At 59.7% G+C, this 19,895-nt stretch carries 19 protein-coding genes and 1 tRNA gene; 1 reads left to right on the forward strand and 19 read right to left on the reverse strand.

All coding sequences use genetic code 11. The annotated features are described in order from the left end of the window. Positions 1–2: 2 nt before the first annotated feature. From RS75_RS01735 to RS75_RS01775, 10 genes are all read right to left on the reverse strand, one after another. On the reverse strand, positions 3–2,507 hold the full coding sequence (locus RS75_RS01735) for a heavy metal translocating P-type ATPase (RefSeq protein ID WP_045016759.1): 2,505 nt from the start codon (positions 2,505–2,507) through the stop codon (positions 3–5). Positions 2,508–3,054: 547 nt separating this feature from the next. After that, positions 3,055–3,486, reverse strand: coding sequence for a hypothetical protein (locus RS75_RS25010; protein WP_234704217.1), 432 nt, complete (start codon positions 3,484–3,486; stop codon positions 3,055–3,057). A 256-nt stretch (positions 3,487–3,742) separates the two neighbouring features. Then, positions 3,743–3,828: transfer RNA gene (locus RS75_RS01740), tRNA-Leu, on the reverse strand. Between the two features lie 124 nt (positions 3,829–3,952). Further along, positions 3,953–4,681, reverse strand: a complete 729-nt coding sequence (locus tag RS75_RS01745) for a thermonuclease family protein (protein ID WP_045016761.1) — start codon at positions 4,679–4,681, stop codon at positions 3,953–3,955. 116 nt (positions 4,682–4,797) lie between these two features. After that, the gene (locus RS75_RS01750; protein ID WP_045016763.1) at positions 4,798–5,331 is read right to left on the reverse strand and encodes a MerR family transcriptional regulator; all 534 of its coding nucleotides are present in this window, start codon (positions 5,329–5,331) and stop codon (positions 4,798–4,800) included. Between the two features lie 273 nt (positions 5,332–5,604). Beyond that, a complete protein-coding gene (locus RS75_RS01755; RefSeq protein WP_003512530.1) occupies positions 5,605–5,943 on the reverse strand; it encodes an integration host factor subunit alpha in 339 nt (112 codons plus the stop codon). Between the two features lie 243 nt (positions 5,944–6,186). Further along, on the reverse strand, positions 6,187–7,158 hold the full coding sequence (locus RS75_RS01760) for a beta-ketoacyl-ACP synthase III (protein WP_045016765.1): 972 nt from the start codon (positions 7,156–7,158) through the stop codon (positions 6,187–6,189). 4 nt (positions 7,159–7,162) lie between these two features. Then, on the reverse strand, positions 7,163–8,224 hold the full coding sequence (gene plsX / locus RS75_RS01765) for a phosphate acyltransferase PlsX (protein WP_045017283.1): 1,062 nt from the start codon (positions 8,222–8,224) through the stop codon (positions 7,163–7,165). A gap of 100 nt (positions 8,225–8,324) precedes the next feature. Then, positions 8,325–8,888 carry a YceD family protein gene (locus RS75_RS01770; protein ID WP_045016768.1) on the reverse strand — a complete coding sequence of 188 codons (564 nt, stop codon included), beginning with the start codon at positions 8,886–8,888 and terminating at the stop codon, positions 8,325–8,327. 8 nt (positions 8,889–8,896) lie between these two features. Beyond that, positions 8,897–9,436 (reverse strand): ubiquinol-cytochrome C chaperone family protein, encoded by a 540-nt coding sequence (locus tag RS75_RS01775; RefSeq protein ID WP_045016770.1) that lies wholly within the window; start codon positions 9,434–9,436, stop codon positions 8,897–8,899. A 258-nt stretch (positions 9,437–9,694) separates the two neighbouring features. Here RS75_RS01775 and RS75_RS01780 point away from each other — a divergent pair, with 258 nt between their 5' ends. Further along, a complete protein-coding gene (locus RS75_RS01780; RefSeq protein ID WP_045016773.1) occupies positions 9,695–10,225 on the forward strand; it encodes an outer membrane protein assembly factor BamE in 531 nt (176 codons plus the stop codon). Positions 10,226–10,300: 75 nt separating this feature from the next. Here RS75_RS01780 and RS75_RS01785 read toward each other — a convergent pair whose 3' ends face one another. The 9 genes from RS75_RS01785 to glyA all read right to left on the reverse strand — a co-directional run bounded on the left by RS75_RS01785 (position 10,301) and on the right by glyA (position 19,560). Next, the gene (locus RS75_RS01785) at positions 10,301–12,439 is read right to left on the reverse strand and encodes a sodium-translocating pyrophosphatase (protein WP_045016775.1); all 2,139 of its coding nucleotides are present in this window, start codon (positions 12,437–12,439) and stop codon (positions 10,301–10,303) included. Between the two features lie 221 nt (positions 12,440–12,660). Beyond that, a complete protein-coding gene (locus RS75_RS01790; RefSeq protein WP_045016777.1) occupies positions 12,661–13,884 on the reverse strand; it encodes an MFS transporter in 1,224 nt (407 codons plus the stop codon). Between the two features lie 21 nt (positions 13,885–13,905). Next, positions 13,906–14,403 (reverse strand): transcription antitermination factor NusB, encoded by a 498-nt coding sequence (gene nusB, locus RS75_RS01795; RefSeq protein ID WP_045017285.1) that lies wholly within the window; start codon positions 14,401–14,403, stop codon positions 13,906–13,908. A gap of 4 nt (positions 14,404–14,407) precedes the next feature. Next, complete coding sequence (gene ribH, locus RS75_RS01800) at positions 14,408–14,854, reverse strand: 6,7-dimethyl-8-ribityllumazine synthase (RefSeq protein WP_045017287.1); 447 nt, start codon at positions 14,852–14,854, stop codon at positions 14,408–14,410. A 164-nt stretch (positions 14,855–15,018) separates the two neighbouring features. Further along, positions 15,019–15,651, reverse strand: a complete 633-nt coding sequence (locus RS75_RS01805; RefSeq protein WP_045016780.1) for a LysE family translocator — start codon at positions 15,649–15,651, stop codon at positions 15,019–15,021. 269 nt (positions 15,652–15,920) lie between these two features. Next, positions 15,921–16,532 (reverse strand): riboflavin synthase, encoded by a 612-nt coding sequence (locus RS75_RS01810; RefSeq protein ID WP_045016782.1) that lies wholly within the window; start codon positions 16,530–16,532, stop codon positions 15,921–15,923. Continuing rightward, positions 16,532–17,776, reverse strand: coding sequence for a bifunctional diaminohydroxyphosphoribosylaminopyrimidine deaminase/5-amino-6-(5-phosphoribosylamino)uracil reductase RibD (ribD, locus tag RS75_RS01815; protein WP_045016784.1), 1,245 nt, complete (start codon positions 17,774–17,776; stop codon positions 16,532–16,534). Before ribD ends, RS75_RS01810 begins: the two co-directional genes overlap by 1 nt. Positions 17,777–17,778: 2 nt before the next feature. After that, the gene (nrdR, locus tag RS75_RS01820; protein WP_003512508.1) at positions 17,779–18,258 is read right to left on the reverse strand and encodes a transcriptional regulator NrdR; all 480 of its coding nucleotides are present in this window, start codon (positions 18,256–18,258) and stop codon (positions 17,779–17,781) included. Positions 18,259–18,270: 12 nt separating this feature from the next. Continuing rightward, entirely contained in the window at positions 18,271–19,560 is a 1,290-nt protein-coding gene (gene glyA / locus RS75_RS01825; RefSeq protein ID WP_045016785.1) for a serine hydroxymethyltransferase, read from the reverse strand. Positions 19,561–19,895 lie beyond the last annotated feature (335 nt).

A 19,895-nucleotide genomic window follows, 5' to 3' on the forward strand; every position in this document is an offset into this window, starting at 1 on the left:
TCCTATTCAGCCGCTGCGAGTTGCGTGCCGGATGATCTGTCCTGAAGCGGCGGGCGGAAGCTTTTGAGACGCAGTGCATTCGTCAACACAAACACGCTGGACAGCGCCATCGCTCCGGCAGCAAGGACAGGCGACAGCAGAACGCCATTGAAAGGATACAATATTCCCGCCGCCACCGGAATGAGCGCCGCATTATAGGCGAAGGCCCAGAACAGGTTCTGACCGATATTGCGGATCGTCGCCTTGGACAGCGCGATGGCATTCGCGACGCCGCGCAAATCGCCCGACATCAACACAACATCGGCGCTTTCGATGGCGACATCCGTACCCGTGCCGATGGCAAGTCCGACATCGGCTGCCGCAAGGGCCGGCGCATCGTTGATGCCATCGCCGACAAAGGCCACCCGCCGGCCGCTGGCGGCGAGCCTTTTCACAGCCTCCACCTTGCCGTCTGGCAGCACTTCCGCCACCACTTCGTCGATACCGAGACGGCGGGCAATGGCTTCGGCCGTGCGGCGATTGTCGCCTGTTATCATCACGACCTTGAGACCGAGCGCATGCAGCGCTGCGATTGCTTCCGGCGTCGTCGGCTTTACCGGATCGGCAACGGCAATGATCGCGGCCAGCCTGCCATCCACGGCGGCATAAAGCGGCGACTGCCCTTCCCTGCCCAGCCGGTCGGCATCGTCCGCAAACATCGCGACATCGTAACCGAGCTTCACCATGAACCGGTCCGCTCCCGCCTCGACCTTGCGGCCGTCGATAATCGCCGCAACGCCGTAACCGGGGGTCGCCTCAAAGCCGTCCGCATCGGCAAGTGTCATGCCACCACGTTTTGCCGCCTCGACGATCGCCTCTGCAATCGGATGTTCGGAACGGCTCTCAAGCGAGGCGACAAGGCGCAACACCTCATCCGCATCAAAGCCTTCGGTCGTGGTAAAATGAACCAGGGTCGGCTTGCCGAGCGTCAGCGTGCCGGTCTTGTCAACGGCAATCACGTCGGCGTCGCGCAAAGTCTGGAGAGCATCGCCGCGCCGGAACAGCACGCCCATTTCGGCAGCGCGTCCGGTTCCGACCATGATAGAGGTCGGCGTGGCAAGACCCATGGCGCAGGGGCAGGCGATGATGAGGACCGCGACGGCGTTGACGAGCGCAAAGGTCAAGGCGGGATCAGGCCCAAGAATGAACCAGACGATGAAGGTGGCGAGCGCCGCCAGCATCACCGCCGGCACGAACCAGCTGGTCACCTTATCCACCAGCGCCTGTATCGGCAGCTTGTCGGCCTGCGCCTCCTCGACCATGCGGATGATCTGCGCGATCAGCGTATCGGCGCCGACTTTCGTCGCCCGGAACGTAAAGGAGCCGTTCCTGTTGACCGTGCCGCCGACGACTTCGGAGCCTGCCGCCTTGGTTACCGGAACCGGTTCGCCGGTGATCATCGATTCGTCGACATAGGAAGACCCATCGAGCACCAGACCGTCGACGGGCACCTTCTCGCCGGGACGGACCACGATCACATCGCCAGCCTCAACATCCTGCAATGGCACATCGACGGTTTCACCATCGCGCAGAACGCGGGCCGACTTCGCCTGCAAGCCGACGAGCCGCTTTATCGCCTCACTGGTGCGGCCTTTGGCGCGCGCCTCCAGAAAACGGCCGAGCAGGATAAGCGTGACGATAACCGCCGCCGCCTCGTAATAGACATTGGCCGTGCCTCTCGGCAGCATTTGCGGCGCAAAAGTTGCCACCACCGAGAAACCCCAGGCGGCGGCGGTGCCCAGCACCACAAGCGAATTCATGTCCGGCGCCAGCCGCAGAAGTGCGGGAACGCCCTTCTTGAAGAACCGCAGGCCCGGCCCGAAGAGGACAAGCGTGGTCAGTGCGAATTGCAGATACCAGCTCTCGCGCATGCCGACCGTTTCCATCACGAAATCATGGATGGCGGGCACCAGATGCGAACCCATCTCCAGAACGAAAACCGGCAGCGTCAGAACGACAGCAGTGGCGAGGCTGATTTTCAGGCCGCGCAACTCGACTTCGCGCCTGTCCGGCTCATCACCCTTGGCTTTATCGGCGACGATTTCGCTCGCCTTATAGCCCGCCTGGCTGATCGCCTCGGCCAGCTTGGCGGCAGAGACGGCATTGCCGGCGACGCGGACGGTGGCGCGCTCCGTTGCCAGATTGACGCTCGCACCGGACACACCGGGAACAGCCTTCAACGCCTTCTCGACACGCCCGACGCAGGACGCGCATGTCATGCCCTCGATATCGAGTTCGATGGTTTTTTCGTCGACGCTATACCCTGCATTTCGCACGGCATCGATAACGGCCGAAACGTTGGGCGCTCCGGAAAATGCGATATCGGCGCGTTCCGTCGCAAGATTGACCGAAGCCTTGACGACCCCCGGCACCCTGGCAATCGCCTTCTCCACCCTGCCAACGCAGGAGGCGCATGTCATCCCGTCGATGGCTATCGTATGGCTCGCCCGGATCTGGTTTTGTGACATGCTGATGACCTCTTTTCACTTATATGGAAAAAGATAGGGCTTCCCATCGTGGCAAGGTCAATAGGTTCTTTTGGCTGATTTTCACGGAAGGATGCCGTGCGTGTGAACAGACGTGTTTTTTACGTCTGCTCATGATTTAAGGCAGAAAAATCAAGGGAGGATGGTGCGCCGCCGGCGCGCGCCCGGAAATGGGCCTAAGCTCCATTACCGAAGTGTCACTGAAGGAAGCCCTCGAAACAGCGGAAAAGCAAAGGCGCGAAGCCGTCCAACACCTGCATCTTCTGCAGGACGGCCGATGCGGCAGCTTAAAATATGCGGCCCAATCGCTTGATGATAGTCATGATGGTCGTTTCTACGTAGCCGTTTCAGTCTGCGCGCTGAAGTCGTTATTCGTAAGGTTTGCTGGACGACGAGGTTGCCGCTTCCTATCTCAACATCATGTCGGCTATCGCCATCACGCCGTCTCAAGCGATCAAGTCGACAGCAGGCGTGGACAAAACGAGAAAAGCAGCAATCAGCAATTTTGTTCGCATCCGCATTCCCTCCTTCAGTAATAGCCGCCGGGGCGAGCCCACGCGCTGCGATTGCCGCAGCGATTGCCAGCCGCATCGAATTGCGAGTTGTATTGGCAATTGCCGTGATATGATCTAGGCGGTGGATAGCCGCCACCTCCACAGTTGTTGTTGGCGCAAACGGCTACTGCGGTGCCAACGAGCGCCACAGCTACAAGGGCCGCCGCAGCAGCATCTTGGTTTTGTACCATCTGCGGGCAATCAAGGGCCTGCACCCCACGCCGGTTCAACTCTTTCACAATATCTTGCTGGAAGACTGGATCTTGGCTTTGCAAATAGGTTCGACAGAGCGTCGGCTTATCGATGGACTTTGGATTAGCGTTGAATGCTTCACGCGAAGTAGTGCATGCGCTCAAGGCACACGAAATGAACAGGGCGCCAAGCACCCGCAAATAAACTATTGTCAAGAAAGCCCCCAATATAGTCCCCTGCCAACACAAAACACGCAGAGCGATTGGAGTCGAGTCTCCACAACTATAATTTTCATTAGCAGAGCAAAAAGAAATCCGCGTATTCTTGATCGCTATCAAGGTTGCAGGCCTATCGGTCCCGGCTGTACGTGTTCCCGAATTGGTGAACGGCTTCCAACCGGCGAGAAAAAGGTGGGCAGAAATTCACGCACACCCGTCAATCAATTGAAATATATATGATTTTTAAATTTTATGGTGCGGACGGCGGGACTTGAACCCGCAAGACCAATGGTCGGCAGATTTTAAGTCTGCTGCGTCTACCGATTTCGCCACGTCCGCATTGCCGCGCCGCGTGCCTATCCGGCTTCGGGCTGCAAAACTGTTTCGTCATCGCCCGGGATTCGAACCCAAGCGCTGACAGCGCCTCATCTACACAGGCCGGACCGTTTCGGTCAACGGGGCCTTAGCCACACCAGGACTGATTTTTTGACGAGGCCGGATGGGCCAGGCCTTCCCGCACGAGTTGATCGGCAAAGGACACGCCTGAGCGCGAAATCCGTTTGCGTTCCATGGCTTGCCCGCCCACGGCTCCGGAAGAGGCCACGTCGAAGGCACCGGCATTCAGCATGTCCCGCAACCGCACCTTGGCAATGAAACCGCGCTGGCGCTCTTCCATGCATCGCGCCCGGTCGATCTGTGGGACCTCGATGCCGGCAAGCTGCGTTTTCACGCCCTTCATCCAGAAAGTGTTGCCGTCCGCCACGCAATTGTTGAGGCCCGAGCGGCCGCAAAAGGCGAAGGCGCCGCTTTTTTTTCCGAGCGAGATTTTTTCGACCGAGGGGCGCGTTTCCGGCAGGATTGCGGCGATCTGGCTCTGCTGGGCGGCGGGCGGCATGGCGATCGAGCGTGGCGGCACCGGTCCGTTGCCCGGTACAACCGGCGATGCGGGCCGGATGGCAGCCGTTTTTTCCGGTGCGGCGCTCTCGCGTTTCGCAGTCATCGCAACCTTCGGGGCGCTGGTCGTCGTGGATGTTGCCTTCGCGACATGCCGTTGCGGCAGAAGGCTGTCACGATGTTCGTAAGCCTGAATGCCGCCGGCAACGACGCCCAGCATCAGCACCCAGGGCCAAACGCTGCCGCCGGCCGATTTCTTCGCCGTACGGCGCCGCGTTGTCGGTTTTCGATTGCTCACGATCAGACTCCTTTTTACGGAGCCGCATTATCGGTCAAAGGAGTTTCCGAAAGGTTGGCGTTTGAGAACCTCCTCGCTTTTCCTGGAAATGCTCTAACAGAGCTGTGGATAAGCGATCAGCGAACCTGATCAAGCAGCCGCTTGCATTCGAGAAGATCGAACAGCGCTTCCTGCAACAGCGCCTGGTCATCCTTGCCGATGCCAGATTTGCCGACCGATATCTCGGTATCGCTGTTGCCGCCGCCGAAGCCGAAAAAGCGGCCGCTCGGCTTGGCCTTCGGGCGACCGACGACCTCGTCCTCGTCCGTATCCATCACGCGTGGTTCGGGGACTTCCTTTTCGCCGCTCGCCGCCATGATGGCTTCCATGGTTGCGAGATCGCCCGAGGCGATCGCCGCCACGAAGCGGTTTCCGTTGGCTTTCAGAAGTTTCTGCACGCCTCTGATGGTGTAGCCGTGGTCATATAGAAGATGACGAATGCCCTTCAGGAGATCGATATCATCCGGGCGGTAATAACGGCGGCCCCCGCCCCGTTTCATCGGCTTGATCTGCGGAAAGCGTGTTTCCCAGAAACGCAACACGTGCTGCGGCAGGTTCAGCTCATCCGCCACTTCACTGATCGTCCGAAACGCGTCGGGGCTTTTGTCCAAACTTCCACTCCCATCCGGACCTGGTGCGCAATGCATCCAGCCGAACACTGAACAAGAACGCTTTTCATCCGCCGACCCCGTGCATCACATCATGCGAAAATCGAATCCGATCCTCGCGCCAATGTCTGGAGCGGCAAGATGCCAATTACTAAAATTGATTATGATGCGAGTCGACCGGATTTCAACGGCTTGCACGTCGAAATTCAAGCATGTTCACAAGAAGAATGGGGATAAAGGCTCGCCATGCGGCAAAAAACCCGTGTCGCGGCTGGCTTACGCCCCAGCCTTCTGACCCTTTTGCTTGGTCTTGCGTGCCGTATGCGCCTTGAGGATTCGCTGTTTCAGCACGTTCGACGCCTTGAAGGTCATGACGCGGCGTGGCGAGATCGGAACTTCCTCGCCCGTTTTCGGATTGCGGCCGATACGCTCGTTCTTCTCGCGGATTTGGAATGTCGCGAAGGACGAAAGCTTGACGACCTCGCCGCGCGTGATCGCATTGCAAATCTCGTCGATGATCGTTTCGACCAGCTCGGCGGATTCGGTGCGGGACAGCCCGACTTTACGAAACACAGATTCTGCAAGATCTGCGCGTGTCACTGTCTTCCCGGCCATTTTTCCCCACAAACCGTGTCTGAATTTTTCTCTAGGAGTGAGCGAGATTATTTCCCTTGTGGCGACCGGTCAAGGGATTGTTCCAGATTCATTTGAGGCTTTCGGCAATCAGTGCAATGGCTTAGAGCGACCGGCACAGTTTTGCCGCAAGCGCGGGCCGCTTCGACGCGTTTGATCGGGACAAAGCCGCGAAAATCACGACCGATTTTTCGGCGTTGCCCCGGGAAACACCAAAATCAGCCGCTACCAGCGCAGCAGCACCGCACCCCAGGTGAAACCGCCGCCCATGGCTTCCAGCATGACCAGATCGCCCTTCTTGATGCGCCCGTCTCCGGCCGCAACGGCGAGCGCCAGCGGAATGGAGGCAGCCGAGGTATTGCCGTGCTTATCGACGGTGATGACCACTTTTTCCGGATCGATGTTGAGCTTTTTCGCCGATCCGTCGATGATGCGCTTGTTGGCCTGATGCGGAACGAGCCAGTCGAGATCGTCCGCCGTCGTGCCTGTCGCCTCGAAAGCCTGTTCGATGACGTCGGTGATCATGCCGACGGCGTGCTTGAACACTTCCCGGCCTTCCATGCGCAGATGGCCGACAGTGCCTGTCGTGGAAGGTCCGCCATCGACGTAAAGTTTCTCCTTGTGCGAACCGTCGGAGCGCAGCTGCGAGGTCAGGATGCCGCGATCGCCGGAGGTGCCCTCACCTTCCCCGGCCTCGATGACGAGTGCGCCTGCACCATCGCCGAACAGAACGCAGGTGGTGCGATCCTTCCAGTCGAGAATACGCGAGAATGTTTCCGAGCCGATCACCAGCACACGCTTGGCCATGCCGCCACGAATGTAGAGATCGGCTGTCGCCACGGCGTAGACGAAGCCGGAGCAGACGGCCTGCATGTCGAAGGCGAAACCGTGGGTCATGCCGAGACGGTTCTGAATGTTCACGGCCGTTGCCGGAAAGGTGTTGTCCGGTGTCGACGTCGCCAGAATGATGAGATCGATGTCATCGGGCGTCAGGCCGGCATTGTCGAGCGCCGCGCGGGCCGCCGCCTCGCCGAGCGAAGCGGTCGTCTCGCCTTCGCCGGCAATGTAACGCTGCCGGATGCCCGTGCGCTGCACGATCCATTCGTCGGAGGTCTCGACGACCCCTTCGATTTCACCGTTGGTCATGACTCGCTTCGGAAGCGCTGCCCCGAAACCACATACGATAGAGCGGATCATTCCCTTATTCCTCGTCAGCCACGAGAGCTTCGGGCGCCGGGGGCGGAAGCCGTCTTGCGTGGTAAATCTTCAGATCATTTTCAATTTTCGCCGTAAGGCCGTTATGGACCATGTCGTAGCCGACATCGACGGCGGAGGCAAAACCGATGGCATCCGTGCCGCCATGGCTTTTGATGACAATGCCGTTCAGGCCGAGAAACACGCCGCCATTGACCTTGCGCGGGTCCATTTTTTCTCTGAGCACGTCGAAAGCGCTTTTCGCCAGGATATAGCCGATCTTGGCAAAGAAACTGCGGGAGATCGCCTCACGCAACAGCGTGGTGATCTGGCGCGCCGTGCCTTCGGCGGCTTTCAGCGCGATGTTGCCGGTGAAACCCTCCGTCACCACCACATCCACCGTTCCCTTGCCGATATCGTCGCCCTCGACGAAACCGCGATAATCGATGGTGCCGAGATCGGCCTCGCGGATCAGACGTCCGGCCTCACGCACCTCTTCCTGACCCTTCACCTCCTCGACGCCAACATTGAGCAGGCCGACGGTGGGACGGTCGATATCGAAAAGCGCGCGCGCCATGGCGCCGCCCATCAGGGCGAAATCGAGCAATTGCTGGGAATCGGCGCCGATCGTGGCACCGACATCAAGCACGATGCTTTCGCCTTTCAGCGTCGGCCATATGCCGGCGATAGCCGGACGTTCCACCCGCGCCATGGTGCGCAAACAGAATTTGGCCATGGCCATCAGCGCGCCGGTATTGCCGGCGGAGACGGCAACATCCGCCTCGCCTAGCTTCACGGCCTCGATGGCGCGCCACATGCTGGAGACATAGCGGCCGCGGCGAAGCGCCTGGCTCGGCTTTTCATCCATCGCGACCGAGATTTCACAATCGTGAAAGACCGACTTTTCCCGAAGCGCGGGGTATTGTGCCAGAATGGGTTCGCATTTGCTTTTCTGCCCATAGAGCAGAAAAGTTACATCGTTGTGCCGTTCAAGCGCCTTGGCGGCACCGGGTATGGCAACATCAGGGCCGAAATCGCCACCCATGACGTCAATCGCTATTCTGATCACTCGTCCCTTATCCTTCTTGCCGCCACTCAAGCGGATTTCGCGCGAAAATACCTTTTCCGGCTTCTGATACAATATATTTATTTCAGCCGGTTCGGGCCATTCAGTCTTTTTTCCAGTCTTTCAACACGGCGAAAGGCGATGGGCGCTTTTCTTCTTCAGGCTCGTCGACGGTCGTGTCGGTAAATTCAATGTCCGATTTGCGCGGATAGGGATCGATCGCAAGGGCGGCGAATTCCGCGACCGCAGCGCCGACATCGATGCTGTCGCCGGTAAACTGGTCGGGAATGTCCGGGCCATCGGGGTCCAGTACGATCTCGCCTTCCTCATTGGTCACCATCCGCGCCAGCTTCGATCCTTCCGGCACGAAAATATGTTCCACGGTCTCGTCGATCTTGCTGGAGACCGGCTCCAGCGTCACGATGCAGGCCTGGGTCACGGCGGCATGCACCTCGCCCTTGATCTTCACGCCATCCCTCTTCCAGCGGGTAACCTGCAATTCCGCCTTCAGATATTCGACGGAAAGCACATTCCAGAATTTCGCCAGCGCCTTCAGCTCCTCGGCATTGGCTTCGAGACCAATCCTGACGGGATTGGCGGAAATATGACCTACCTTTACGGGATAGGAAAAAGGCAGGTCGTCATTTGCGGGGTGTCGCGCGTTCATCTCAAATCTCATTGTCCAGGCAAGGGCAGCGTCAGGCTTCCGGTTGCGATTATATCTTCAGACCTGGCAGCGAGGACGGAAGATGTTTCCATCATCCAGCCCGCCAGCCCGTCCAATTGCGGTGCCTTCTCATCTGTCTGCGGATATATATTGCGCCGGAGGGCCGCGGCAAGGGCAACGGGGTCGGATGCATCCAGCGCCGCCGCGTAGGATTCGAGCCGCCCGTAGAACATGCCAGCGAATTTCTTCATTCTTTTCGGCACGCCCTGGTCGCCGATACCAAGTTCACGGATGGAATGATCGATATCCTGAAAAAAGGCATCGACGATCTCCTGGGCAATTTCCTGCCCGCTGACGCCGGAGGATTTGGTGCGGCGGAAATAGAGAATCATGATGACCGACAGCATCTCGAAGCGGCCCATCACAGTGTCTGGGACGCCGAGATCGAGATAAAAAGCGGGCGTGCGTGCGGCAGCCGTCAAGGTCGCGTATTGCCGGTCGACTACGGCGCGGTTGTTGTTTTTCTTCTTGAACAGCCCGAATATCATCTTTTTTTCCGAACGGGCTGGTGAACCGCCCATCGCACTTGTTGCATGATCGCCAAAGCTGGTTTACCGAAGCATCCACGAATTGCAATGCTGTCGCGGTCACGTTCGTCTTTCGGCTGAAACAGTCGAAGAGACCGAGGAGTTCCAAAAGGCCGGGAAAGCATTGAAATTGAGGGGTGATCGGGTTTTTCCGTCCCCGGATTGACACAATCATGTGCACAGACACTGTGCATCACGCAATGCCGGAAGGTGCCATTCATGATCGCAGTCGGAGAAAAGCAGTTGAGCAAGCAGAAATCCGCAAGTCACGGCAAAATTCTGAGCAAGACCGCCATCGCAATCGTCATCGCGTCCGGCCTGCTTTCCGCCTGCACCAAAACCACCGACGTGTTTCACAACGGCTACATCATGGACGAGCAGTCGCTTCAGCTGATCCCGGAAGGTTCCAGCCGCGAGCAGGTTCTCTTGACCATGGGCACGCCCTCGACCACGGCGACCTTCGGCAACGAGGTTTTCTACTACATCTCGCAGAAGCGCGTGCGCCGCGCCGCTTTCATGAAGCCGACGCTGGTCGAGCAGAACATTCTCGCCATCTATTTCAACAAGGACGGCGTGATCGAGCGCAAGGCGAATTACGCGCTGCAGGACGGCAAGGTCTTCGACAGCATTTCGCGCACCACCCCGACCGGCGGCAAGGATCTCACCTTCCTGCAGCAGCTGCTCTCCGGCGGCACCTCGGGCGCCAATATCGCCAAGAGCATTCTCGGTCAGGGCAACAACACTCCCTGACCGGAACAGAACGGCAAAACCAAAGGCCCGTGGATCACTCCACGGGCCTTTTCTCTGTGTAAACCCGGAAGGTGTTCAGCCGGCAAGAACCGCCAGCAGCAGCAGCGCCACGATGTTGGTGATCTTGATGGCCGGGTTGACGGCGGGACCGGCGGTGTCCTTGTAAGGATCGCCGACCGTATCACCCGTCACCGACGCCTTGTGGGCGTCCGAACCCTTGATGTGGCGCACGCCGTCCTTGTCGACGAAACCATCCTCGAAGCTCTTCTTGGCATTATCCCACGCACCGCCGCCGGAGGTCATGGAAATGGCCACGAACAGTCCATTGATGATGACGCCGAGCAGAGACGCGCCCAGCGCCGCAAAGGCCGAGGCCTTGGAGCCGGAGATCAGAAGTACGCCGAAATAAACGACGAGCGGCGCCAGAACCGGCAGCAGCGACGGAATGATCATCTCCTTGATCGCCGCCTTGGTCAAAAGATCGACCGCCCTGCCGTAATCCGGTTTTTCCGTGCCGGCCATGATGCCGGGTTTTTCCCGGAACTGCCGGCGCACTTCCTCCACGATCGAACTTGCGGCCTTGCCGACCGCCGTCATGGCGATGCCGCCGAAAAGATAGGGGATCATGCCGCCGAACAGCAGACCGGCAACGACGTAAGGATTGGCAAGGCTGAAGGATATTTCGCCAATGTCCTTGAAGTAAGGATAGGTGTCGCCATTGGCGGCGAAATAGGCCAGGTCGTTGGAATAGGCCGCAAACAGCACCAGCGCGCCGAGACCGGCCGAGCCGATGGCGTAACCCTTGGTCACGGCCTTGGTGGTGTTGCCGACGGCATCCAGCGCATCGGTCGCCTTGCGCACATCCGGATCGAGACCGGCCATTTCGGCAATGCCGCCGGCATTGTCCGTTACCGGACCGAAAGCGTCGAGCGCCACGATCATGCCCGCCAGCCCGAGCATGGCGGTGACCGCGATGCCGGTGCCGAACAGGCCGGCGAGCTGGTAGGTTCCGATGATGCCGCCGACGATAACGATGGCCGGCAGCGCCGTCGATTCCAGCGAGACCGCAAGGCCCTGGATGACGTTGGTGCCGTGGCCGGTCACCGATGCCTGCGCGATGGAATTGACCGGGCGTTTGTTGGTGCCGGTATAATATTCGGTGATGACCACGATCAGCGCCGTCACGACAAGGCCGACGATGCCGCACAGGAAGAGGTTCGTGCCGGTGATCTCCATTCCGGCAACGGTGCCGATGGTTCCCCAGCCGACCGTCGCATAGGTGGCAACCGCGAGGCCGGCGATCGAGAAGATGCCGGTGGCGATCAGCCCTTTATAGAGCGCGCCCATGATGGAGTTGTTGGTGCCGAGCTTGACGAAGAAGGTTCCGGCAATCGAGGTCAGGATGCAGGCGCCGCAAATCGCCAGCGGATAGGTCATGGCGCCTTCCAGAATGGGCGTCCCGGCAAAGAAGATCGAGGCAAGCACCATGGTCGCGACCACCGAGACGGCATAGGTCTCGAAAAGGTCGGCCGCCATGCCGGCGCAGTCACCGACATTGTCGCCGACATTGTCGGCGATCGTTGCCGGGTTGCGGGGGTCATCCTCTGGAATGCCCGCTTCGACCTTGCCGACGAGATCGCCACCGACATCCGCGCCCTTGGTGAAGATGCCGCCGCCGAGACGGGCGAAGATGGAGATAAGAGACGCGCCGAAACCGAGCGACACCAGCGCGTCGATCACTTCGCGCGATCCGGCCGGATGCCCCATGACCGAGGTCAGGATGAAATAATAAATGGAGACGCCGAGCAGGGCGAGACCCGCCACCAGCATGCCGGTGATGGCGCCCGACTTGAAGGCGATGTCGAGACCGGCGGAAAGGCTGTGGGACGCGGCCTGCGCGGTGCGCAGATTGGCCCTGACCGAAACATGCATGCCAATGAAACCGGCAAGCCCGGAAAGCACCGCGCCGACGAGGAAACCGGCGGCTGCCATTGCCGACAGCAGATACCAGGCAAGAACGGCGACGATCAATCCGACGATGGCGATGGTGAGATATTGACGGGTGAGATAAGCCTGCGCACCTTCACGGATAAAACCTGCTATTTCACGCATACGCTCGTTGCCCTGATCGGCATCGAGAACGCTCTTGGTTGTCCATGCCGCGTAAACCACGGACAGGACCCCACATAAAATGACTATGGGTATTACGGTCATGCGCACTTACCTCCCAATAGGCCGGGTCTCACTCCCTCCCCGGCGTGGCGAAACCTTGTGCAAGGACCGGCGCGATCATGTGCGCACCAAGTCCTGTCGTGGCCATATATTCCCCTCCCAAGGAAAAATGACCTGCGCGGCAAGATTGCGTTGGCGAAAGGCGCGGCGTCAAGCCCACAAATTCGCCTGAAACATGAAAGGGGTAGAGAACGAACGCGATCTTACGCGGCGCTCCTGCGCGGGGTCAGCAGCAGAGACACAACCAGCAGCAGGCAAAGACCCGCAACGGGCCAGATGACGAGGTTCATCACCGACCAGCCCCAGGCCGTGAACACCTTGCCGGAAGAGAAGGACGAGAGCGCCACCGTGCCAAACAGCACGATATCGTGAAAGCCCTGCACCTTGTCCGCCTCATGCGGGCGGTAGCTCGACGTGATGATGGCGGTCGCGCCGATAAAGCCGAAGTTCCAGCCAAGTCCGAGAAGAATCAGCGCCGCCCAGAAATTCCACAATTCGATGCCCATATGCGCGACCACGGCGCAGGCCATCAGCACCACGAGACCGGCTGCGACGATTTTTTCCGCGCCGAATCGCGCAATCAGCATGCCGGTGAAGAAACTCGGGCCGAACATGGCCAGAACGTGCCATTGGATGCCGAGCGTCGCAAGTTCGGTGGGGAAACCGCAGCCAATCACCATGGCGAGCGGCGCACCGGTCATCATGAAGGTCATCAACGCGTAGGAACCGATGCCGCAGACCATGCCGGTGATGAAACGGCGCGTGCGGACGATTTCCGACAGGGGTCGCGCCGCCTGCGCGTGGATGGACGCCGCCTTCGGATCCGGTAACTTCAGAAATGACAGAATGACGATGGCAATGATGCCGAGCGGCACCAGCGCGATGAAAGCGCCGGCGAAGGTGACCGGCGCGAAGACATCCTTGCCGAAAATGGCAAGCTGCGGCCCGACGATGGCCGAGATGATACCGCCGGCCAATATCCAGGAAATGGCCTTCGGCTTGTAGAAGGAGGGCGATGCATCGGCGGCGGCGAAGCGGATTTTCTGCGTGAAGCCGCCGGAAATGCCGATCAGCAGCAGGCCGATGGCGAATAGCCAGAAGTCGGAGCGGAAAAGCGCCACTGCCGCTATTCCCCCGCCGATTGAGCACATCAGCGCGCCGACCATGAAACCGGCCCTGCGGCCGAGAAAACGCGACGCCGCAGCAACGCAGATGGCGCCAAGCGCCACGCCGATGTTGAAACCGGTGAGCGGCGCAGTTGCCAGCGACTTGTCCGCGCCGAGCAACTGATAACCGGCGAGCGCACCGACCGAAAAGCTCAAGGGCGCAGCCGATCCCATGATCGCCTGCGCGGTGGTCAGAAGGAAGACGTTGCGCTTCGCCTCGTCCAGTTGAACTTCAAGTCCGGGGACGGAAACGTCGCTCATGTCTTCCTCACCTAAGGTATTTTAGCGTTTTGCCTCGCCGCGCACCTGCTTGGCGATGCGGTCCAGAACCGCGTTCACAAGCTTCGGCTCGTCGTGTTCGAAGAAAGCACGGGCGATTTCGACATATTCGGTCACGATGACGGCGACCGGCACGTCCTTGCGCTCGAGAATCTCGAAAGTGCCGGCACGCAGGATGGCGCGCACGGTGGCGTCAAGACGCGACAGCGGCCAGTCTTCCAGAAGTGCCGAACGGACCAGGGGGTCGATCTTCGTCTGGTCGCGGACAACGCCGGATACGATGGAACGGAACCAGGAAGGATCGGCCTTCAGATAGGTATCGCCGTCAACTTCCTGTCCGAGGCGATGCGCCTCGTATTCGGCCACGACTTCCACCACGCCGGTTCCGCCGACATCCATCTGGTAAAGCGCCTGTACGGCAGCAAGACGCGCAGCACCGCGCTGGTTGGCGGGCTTTACCGAAGGCTGGCGCGGTTCGCCGCCATTTTCAATATCCGACATGCGTTCAGCCACCCAGTTTTTTCTTGAGCTCGATCATCGTCAACGCAGCGCGGGCGGCAAAACCACCCTTGTCCTTGTCGGAACGACGCACACGCGCCCATGCCTGCTCGTCGTTTTCGACGGTGAGGATGCCATTGCCGATGGCGAGCGATTCGCTGACGGCGAGATCCATCAGGGCGCGCGAGGATTCGTTGGAGACGATGTCGAAGTGGTAGGTCTCGCCACGAATGACCATGCCGAGCGCTACGAAACCTTCATATTCCGTGCCTTCATTGTCGCCGCCATCCAGCGCCATGGCAATGGCAGCGGGGATTTCGAGCGCGCCAGGAACCGTGATGACGTCATAGGTTGCGCCTGCCTCATCGAGCGCGAATTTCGCGCCTTCGAGAAGAGCGTCTGCCATATCGTCGTAAAAGCGTGCTTCCACGATAAGAAGATGGGGTTTGGACATGGGATTTTCCTGAAAAGGTTCGGGCCGGATCATACCGGCTTTTGCGGCGGTCAAACCACGGCTGGCCGTTTTTGGCAAGTAATTTCATGTGTCACCCGCGCAAGAGGCCCCGTTTGCGGGGCATTTGGCCGGTTTTACGCCTTATCCGGCACAGCACGCGAAAATCAGGTTTTCTGGAATGCCAGATGGATGCCGAGCCCCATCAGCACCGTTCCGGCCGCGCGGCGGGCAAGTCCCTGCACCCTGCTGGAACGCTTCAGGCGCCCGACCATGGCCCCTGCCAGAAGCACGCCGACGAGATCGGCGGAGGAAAAGATGAAATTGACGGCGATGCCGAGGATCAGCAATTGCAGCCAGACCGGAAAGGCCGCCGCCGGATCGACGAATTGCGGCAGAAACGCCAGAAAAAACAGCGCTGTCTTCGGATTGAGCACATCGACGATGATGCTGTCGATGAAGGCGCGCCTTGCCGATTTCGGTTCTATGGTCAGATTGATGGCCTCGCCTTCGAGCTTGCTGCGCAGCATCGAGAAGCCGAGCCAGATGAGATACAGAGCGCCGCACAGTTTTACAGCGAGGTAAAGCCAGGGCACCGCCTGAAACAGCACCGAAAGCCCGGCCGCCGAGGCGAAGATGTGGAAATAACAGCCGACATGGATGCCCAGAACCGCCATCAGTCCGGCAAACCGGCCGCGCGCCATGGTCTGCGCCGCCGCATAAAGCATGGCTGGGCCGGGGATGTAGGCAAACAGGGCAGTGGTGATGAAAAAGGCTGTCAGCAGTTCGAAAGACGGCATGATGTGTTCCCCTGCCCCGTTTGGGCCTACAGACGTCTTTATTACGTTTGCGTGTCAAGCGGAAGCAATCCGTAGAACAACAATCGGTCTGCAGCGATTATGGATGAAGGCAACGCCACCTCCGTCATGCCGGACCTGATCCGGCATCCAGCCGACGCGCGTCTGCGCGGCGAGAAAAGTCCTTTCAGCCCAAAGACTTGGGCTGGCTGGATTCCGGCTCAAGGCCGGAATGACGAGAGAGAAATCTTCAGCCTTGGAACCTCCTCAGCTTACGCCGAAGGAAATTCTGCAAGCCTTGCGGCGTAACGCGCCATGGTATCGACTTCGAAATTGACGAAGTCGCCCGGCTGGCGTTCGCCCCATGTGGTGACGGTGAGCGTATGGCGGATCAGGAGTACGTCGAAATCCGTGCCTTCGACGGCGTTGACGGTCAGCGAGGTGCCATCCAGCGCGATGGAACCCTTGGGCGCCACGAATTTCGCCAGATGATCCGGGGCGCGCAGGCGGATGCGGACCGCCTCGCCTTCGGACTCGACCGAGAGGATTTCCGCCCTGCCATCGACATGGCCGGAAACGATGTGGCCGCCAAGCTCGTCGCCAATCTTCAGCGCGCGTTCCAGATTGACATGCGTGCCCTTCTGCCAGCCCGCAATCGTCGTCAGGCGCAGTGCCTCTTCCCAGGCCTCTACCTCGTACCAGCGCTCGTTGCTGCCGTCTTCCGGCAATCTCGTCACTGTCAGGCAGACGCCGCCATGGGAAATGGACGCGCCCATATCGATGGTTTTCGGATCATAATTGGTCGCCACCCGCAGACGGATGCCTTCGGCCAGAGCTTCCAGTTCGGACACGGTTCCAACATCGGTGACAATTCCGGTAAACATCAAAGCGGCCTTTCATAATCGAAACAGCGGTCCGGCCCGTAGGTGGTTTCGCTGAGCAAAACATAGTCGCCCGGAATATCGGTGCGGTTGAGCGGCGTTTCAATCCCGCCTTCACCAACCACGACCGGGCTTTCGAACAGCATCATACGGTCCACCAGATCAGCTTCAAGGAATGATTTTGCGGCAAAAGCGCCGCCTTCGACCAGAAGTTCCGACATGCCGCGTTCGGCGAGGATGTGGAGGAGGTTTTCGAGGGTTGATGCTTCTAGGATTTCGACGCCTGCGTCAGTTAATTGTTGGCGTCTGCGGTCGGGGTTATCCCCCTCTGCCCTGCCGGGCATCTCCCCCTCAAAGGGGGAGATCGGCAAGGGGCTATCCGCTCGCTCAAAACCTTGTCCCGTTTCCCATTCTCCAGCCTTTAATGCCTGATGGAGCGGCGCTCCATCGATCTCCCCCCTTGAGGGGGAGATGCCCGGCAGGGCAGAGGGGGGTAATACCGCGACGACCACCGGCACCTCGCGTGCACTCCCCACCAGCTTAGACGTCAACGGCAGTTCAAACTTGCGATCCAGCACGATGCGCACCGGCGAGCGCTGCTCCATGCCAGCAATACGAACCGTCAATTCAGGATCATCCGCGATCGCGGTCCCGATCCCCACAAGGATGCAATCGCAGCGCGCCCGGAGTTCATGCACGGCGTGGCGAGCCTCGTGCCCGGTGATCGCCACCTGCCCCTCGCCTCTCCTGCCGATCATGCCATCGGCGGAAATGGCAAGCTTCAGAATCACATGCGGGCGTTTTTTCATCTGCCGTGTGAGGTAACCGGCGAGCGCACGTTTGCCTTCGGCGCGCAGCAGGCCGGTTTCCACCACAATGCCCGCATCCCGCAATATGGAGTAACCGCGTCCCGAAACACGCTCATCCGGATCGTCCACGGCGACCACCACACGGGCAACGCCGTATTCGACCAGCGCATTGGCGCAGGGTGGCGTCTTGCCCCAATGGGAACAGGGTTCGAGCGTGACATAGGCAGTGGCGCCGCGCGCGGCTTCGCCGGCGATCTCCAGCGCCTGGCGCTCGGCATGGGGGCGTCCGCCAATGGCGGTCACCGCTTCGGCGATGATTTTTCCGTCTTTTACGAGAACGCAGCCAACCGACGGGTTGGTGAGCGTCTGGCCCTGATGGCGAAGAGAAACCTCGATTGCCCGGGCCATGAATTTTTCGTCATCGGCGCGGCTCGTCACGACTATGCTCCGGCGTCGGTATCGCGGGCGATCTTGGCGTTGATTTCGGCAATCACATTCTCGAAATCCTCGGCATGGCTGAAATCGCGATAAACCGAGGCGTAGCGCACGAAGGCCACGTCATCGAGGCTCTTCAACGCTTCCAGAACCTGCAGGCCGATTTCTTCCGAGGGAATTTCCGTCTCGCCGGAACTTTCCAGACGGCGGGCGATGCCGGAGACGGCCCGCTCGATCCGGTCCCGGTCAACCGGGCGCTTGCGCAGCGCGATCTCGAAGGACCGCACCAGCTTTTCCCGGTCGAAGGGCAGCTTGCGGCCGCTTTTCTTGATGACCATCAGCTCGCGCAATTGCACGCGCTCATAGGTCGTGAAGCGGCCGCCGCAATCGGGGCAGATGCGCCGCCGGCGGATGGAGGTGTTATCCTCCGCCGGACGCGAGTCCTTGACCTGCGTGTCTTCGGAACCGCAAAATGGGCAGCGCATCGTTTTTCTTCCTTACATGTACGGATACATCGGGAAACGGTCGGTCAGGCCGACGACCTTTTCACGCACCGCAGCCTCGACGGCAGCATTGCCCTCATCCGAATTGGCGACCTTCAGACCATCGAGAACCTCGACGATCAGCTTGCCGATTTCGCGGAATTCCGCTTCCTTGAAACCGCGCGTCGTGCCGGCCGGCGTGCCGAGACGTACACCTGAAGTGACGAAGGGCTTTTCCGGATCGAAAGGAATGCCGTTCTTGTTGCAGGTGACGTAAGCGCGGCCGAGGGCTGCTTCCGCCCGTTTGCCGGTGGCGTTCTTCTTGCGAAGGTCAACCAGCATCAGGTGGTTGTCGGTGCCGCCGGAGACGACGTCAAGTCCACCTTCAATCAGCGTTTCGGCAAGCACCTTGGCGTTCTTGACGACCTGTGCGGCATAGTCCTGGAATTCCGGCTGCAACGCTTCACCGAAGGCAACGGCCTTGGCAGCGATGATGTGCATCAGCGGACCGCCCTGAAGACCCGGGAAAACGGCCGAGTTGAACTTCTTGGCCAGATCTTCGTCATTGGTCAGGATAACGCCACCGCGCGGGCCCCGCAGCGACTTGTGCGTCGTGGTGGTAGCAACGTGGCAATGCGGGAATGGCGACGGATGCTGGCCACCGGCAACGAGACCAGCGATATGCGCCATGTCGACCATGAGGTACGCGCCGACTTCATCTGCGATCTCGCGGAAACGCTTCCAGTCCCAGATGCGGGAATATGCCGTGCCGCCAGCGATGATGAGCTTCGGCTTGTGGGTGCGCGCCTTCTCTGCAACATCGTCCATGTCGAGCAGGTTGTCGCCTTCACGCACGCCGTAGGAAACGACGTTGAACCACTTGCCGGACATGTTGACCGGCGAACCATGCGTCAGGTGGCCTCCCGAGTTCAGATCGAGACCCATGAAGGTATCGCCCGGCTGCAAGAGCGCGAGGAACACGGCCTGGTTCATCTGCGAACCGGAATTCGGCTGGACGTTGGCGAAGTTGACGCCGAACAGCTTCTTGGCGCGTTCGATGGCAAGCTCTTCGGCGATATCGACGAACTGGCAGCCGCCGTAATAACGCTTGCCCGGATAACCTTCGGCATATTTGTTGGTCATGATCGAACCCTGCGCTTCAAGCACGGCGCGGGAAACGATGTTTTCCGAGGCGATCAGTTCGATCTCGTGGCGCTGGCGACCCAGTTCCTTCTCGATCGCGCCGAAAATATCCGGATCGACTTCGGCAAGCGGACGGGAGAAGAAAGCATCTGTGTTCGACATGGTGAAGGCTCCTGAAACAGTAATGCGAAGGCGTCTTAGCGCCCTGCCCGGACAAGAGCAATACGGGCAACGAGATTTGCCCGTCAAACTGCGACGTCACAACGAAAAACGACAGTTCTTTTTTCAAAAGCAGCGGCGAAAAGAAAAAAAGCGGCGCCTGGCGGGAAGGATCAAGACTTGTGGAGAAAGGCGACAACCTCTCCTCCGTCACCCCGGACTTGATCCGGCATCCAGCCACGGCGCGTCCGCGCCGTGAGAGGAGTCTTTTGCGATCAAGGACTTGATCGCGCTGGACCCCGGATCAAGTCCGGGGTGACGGCGTATGAGGGCTACGC

This window comes from Rhizobium nepotum 39/7 (genome assembly GCF_000949865.1).
Taxonomy (GTDB): Bacteria; Pseudomonadota; Alphaproteobacteria; order Rhizobiales; family Rhizobiaceae; genus Agrobacterium; species Agrobacterium nepotum.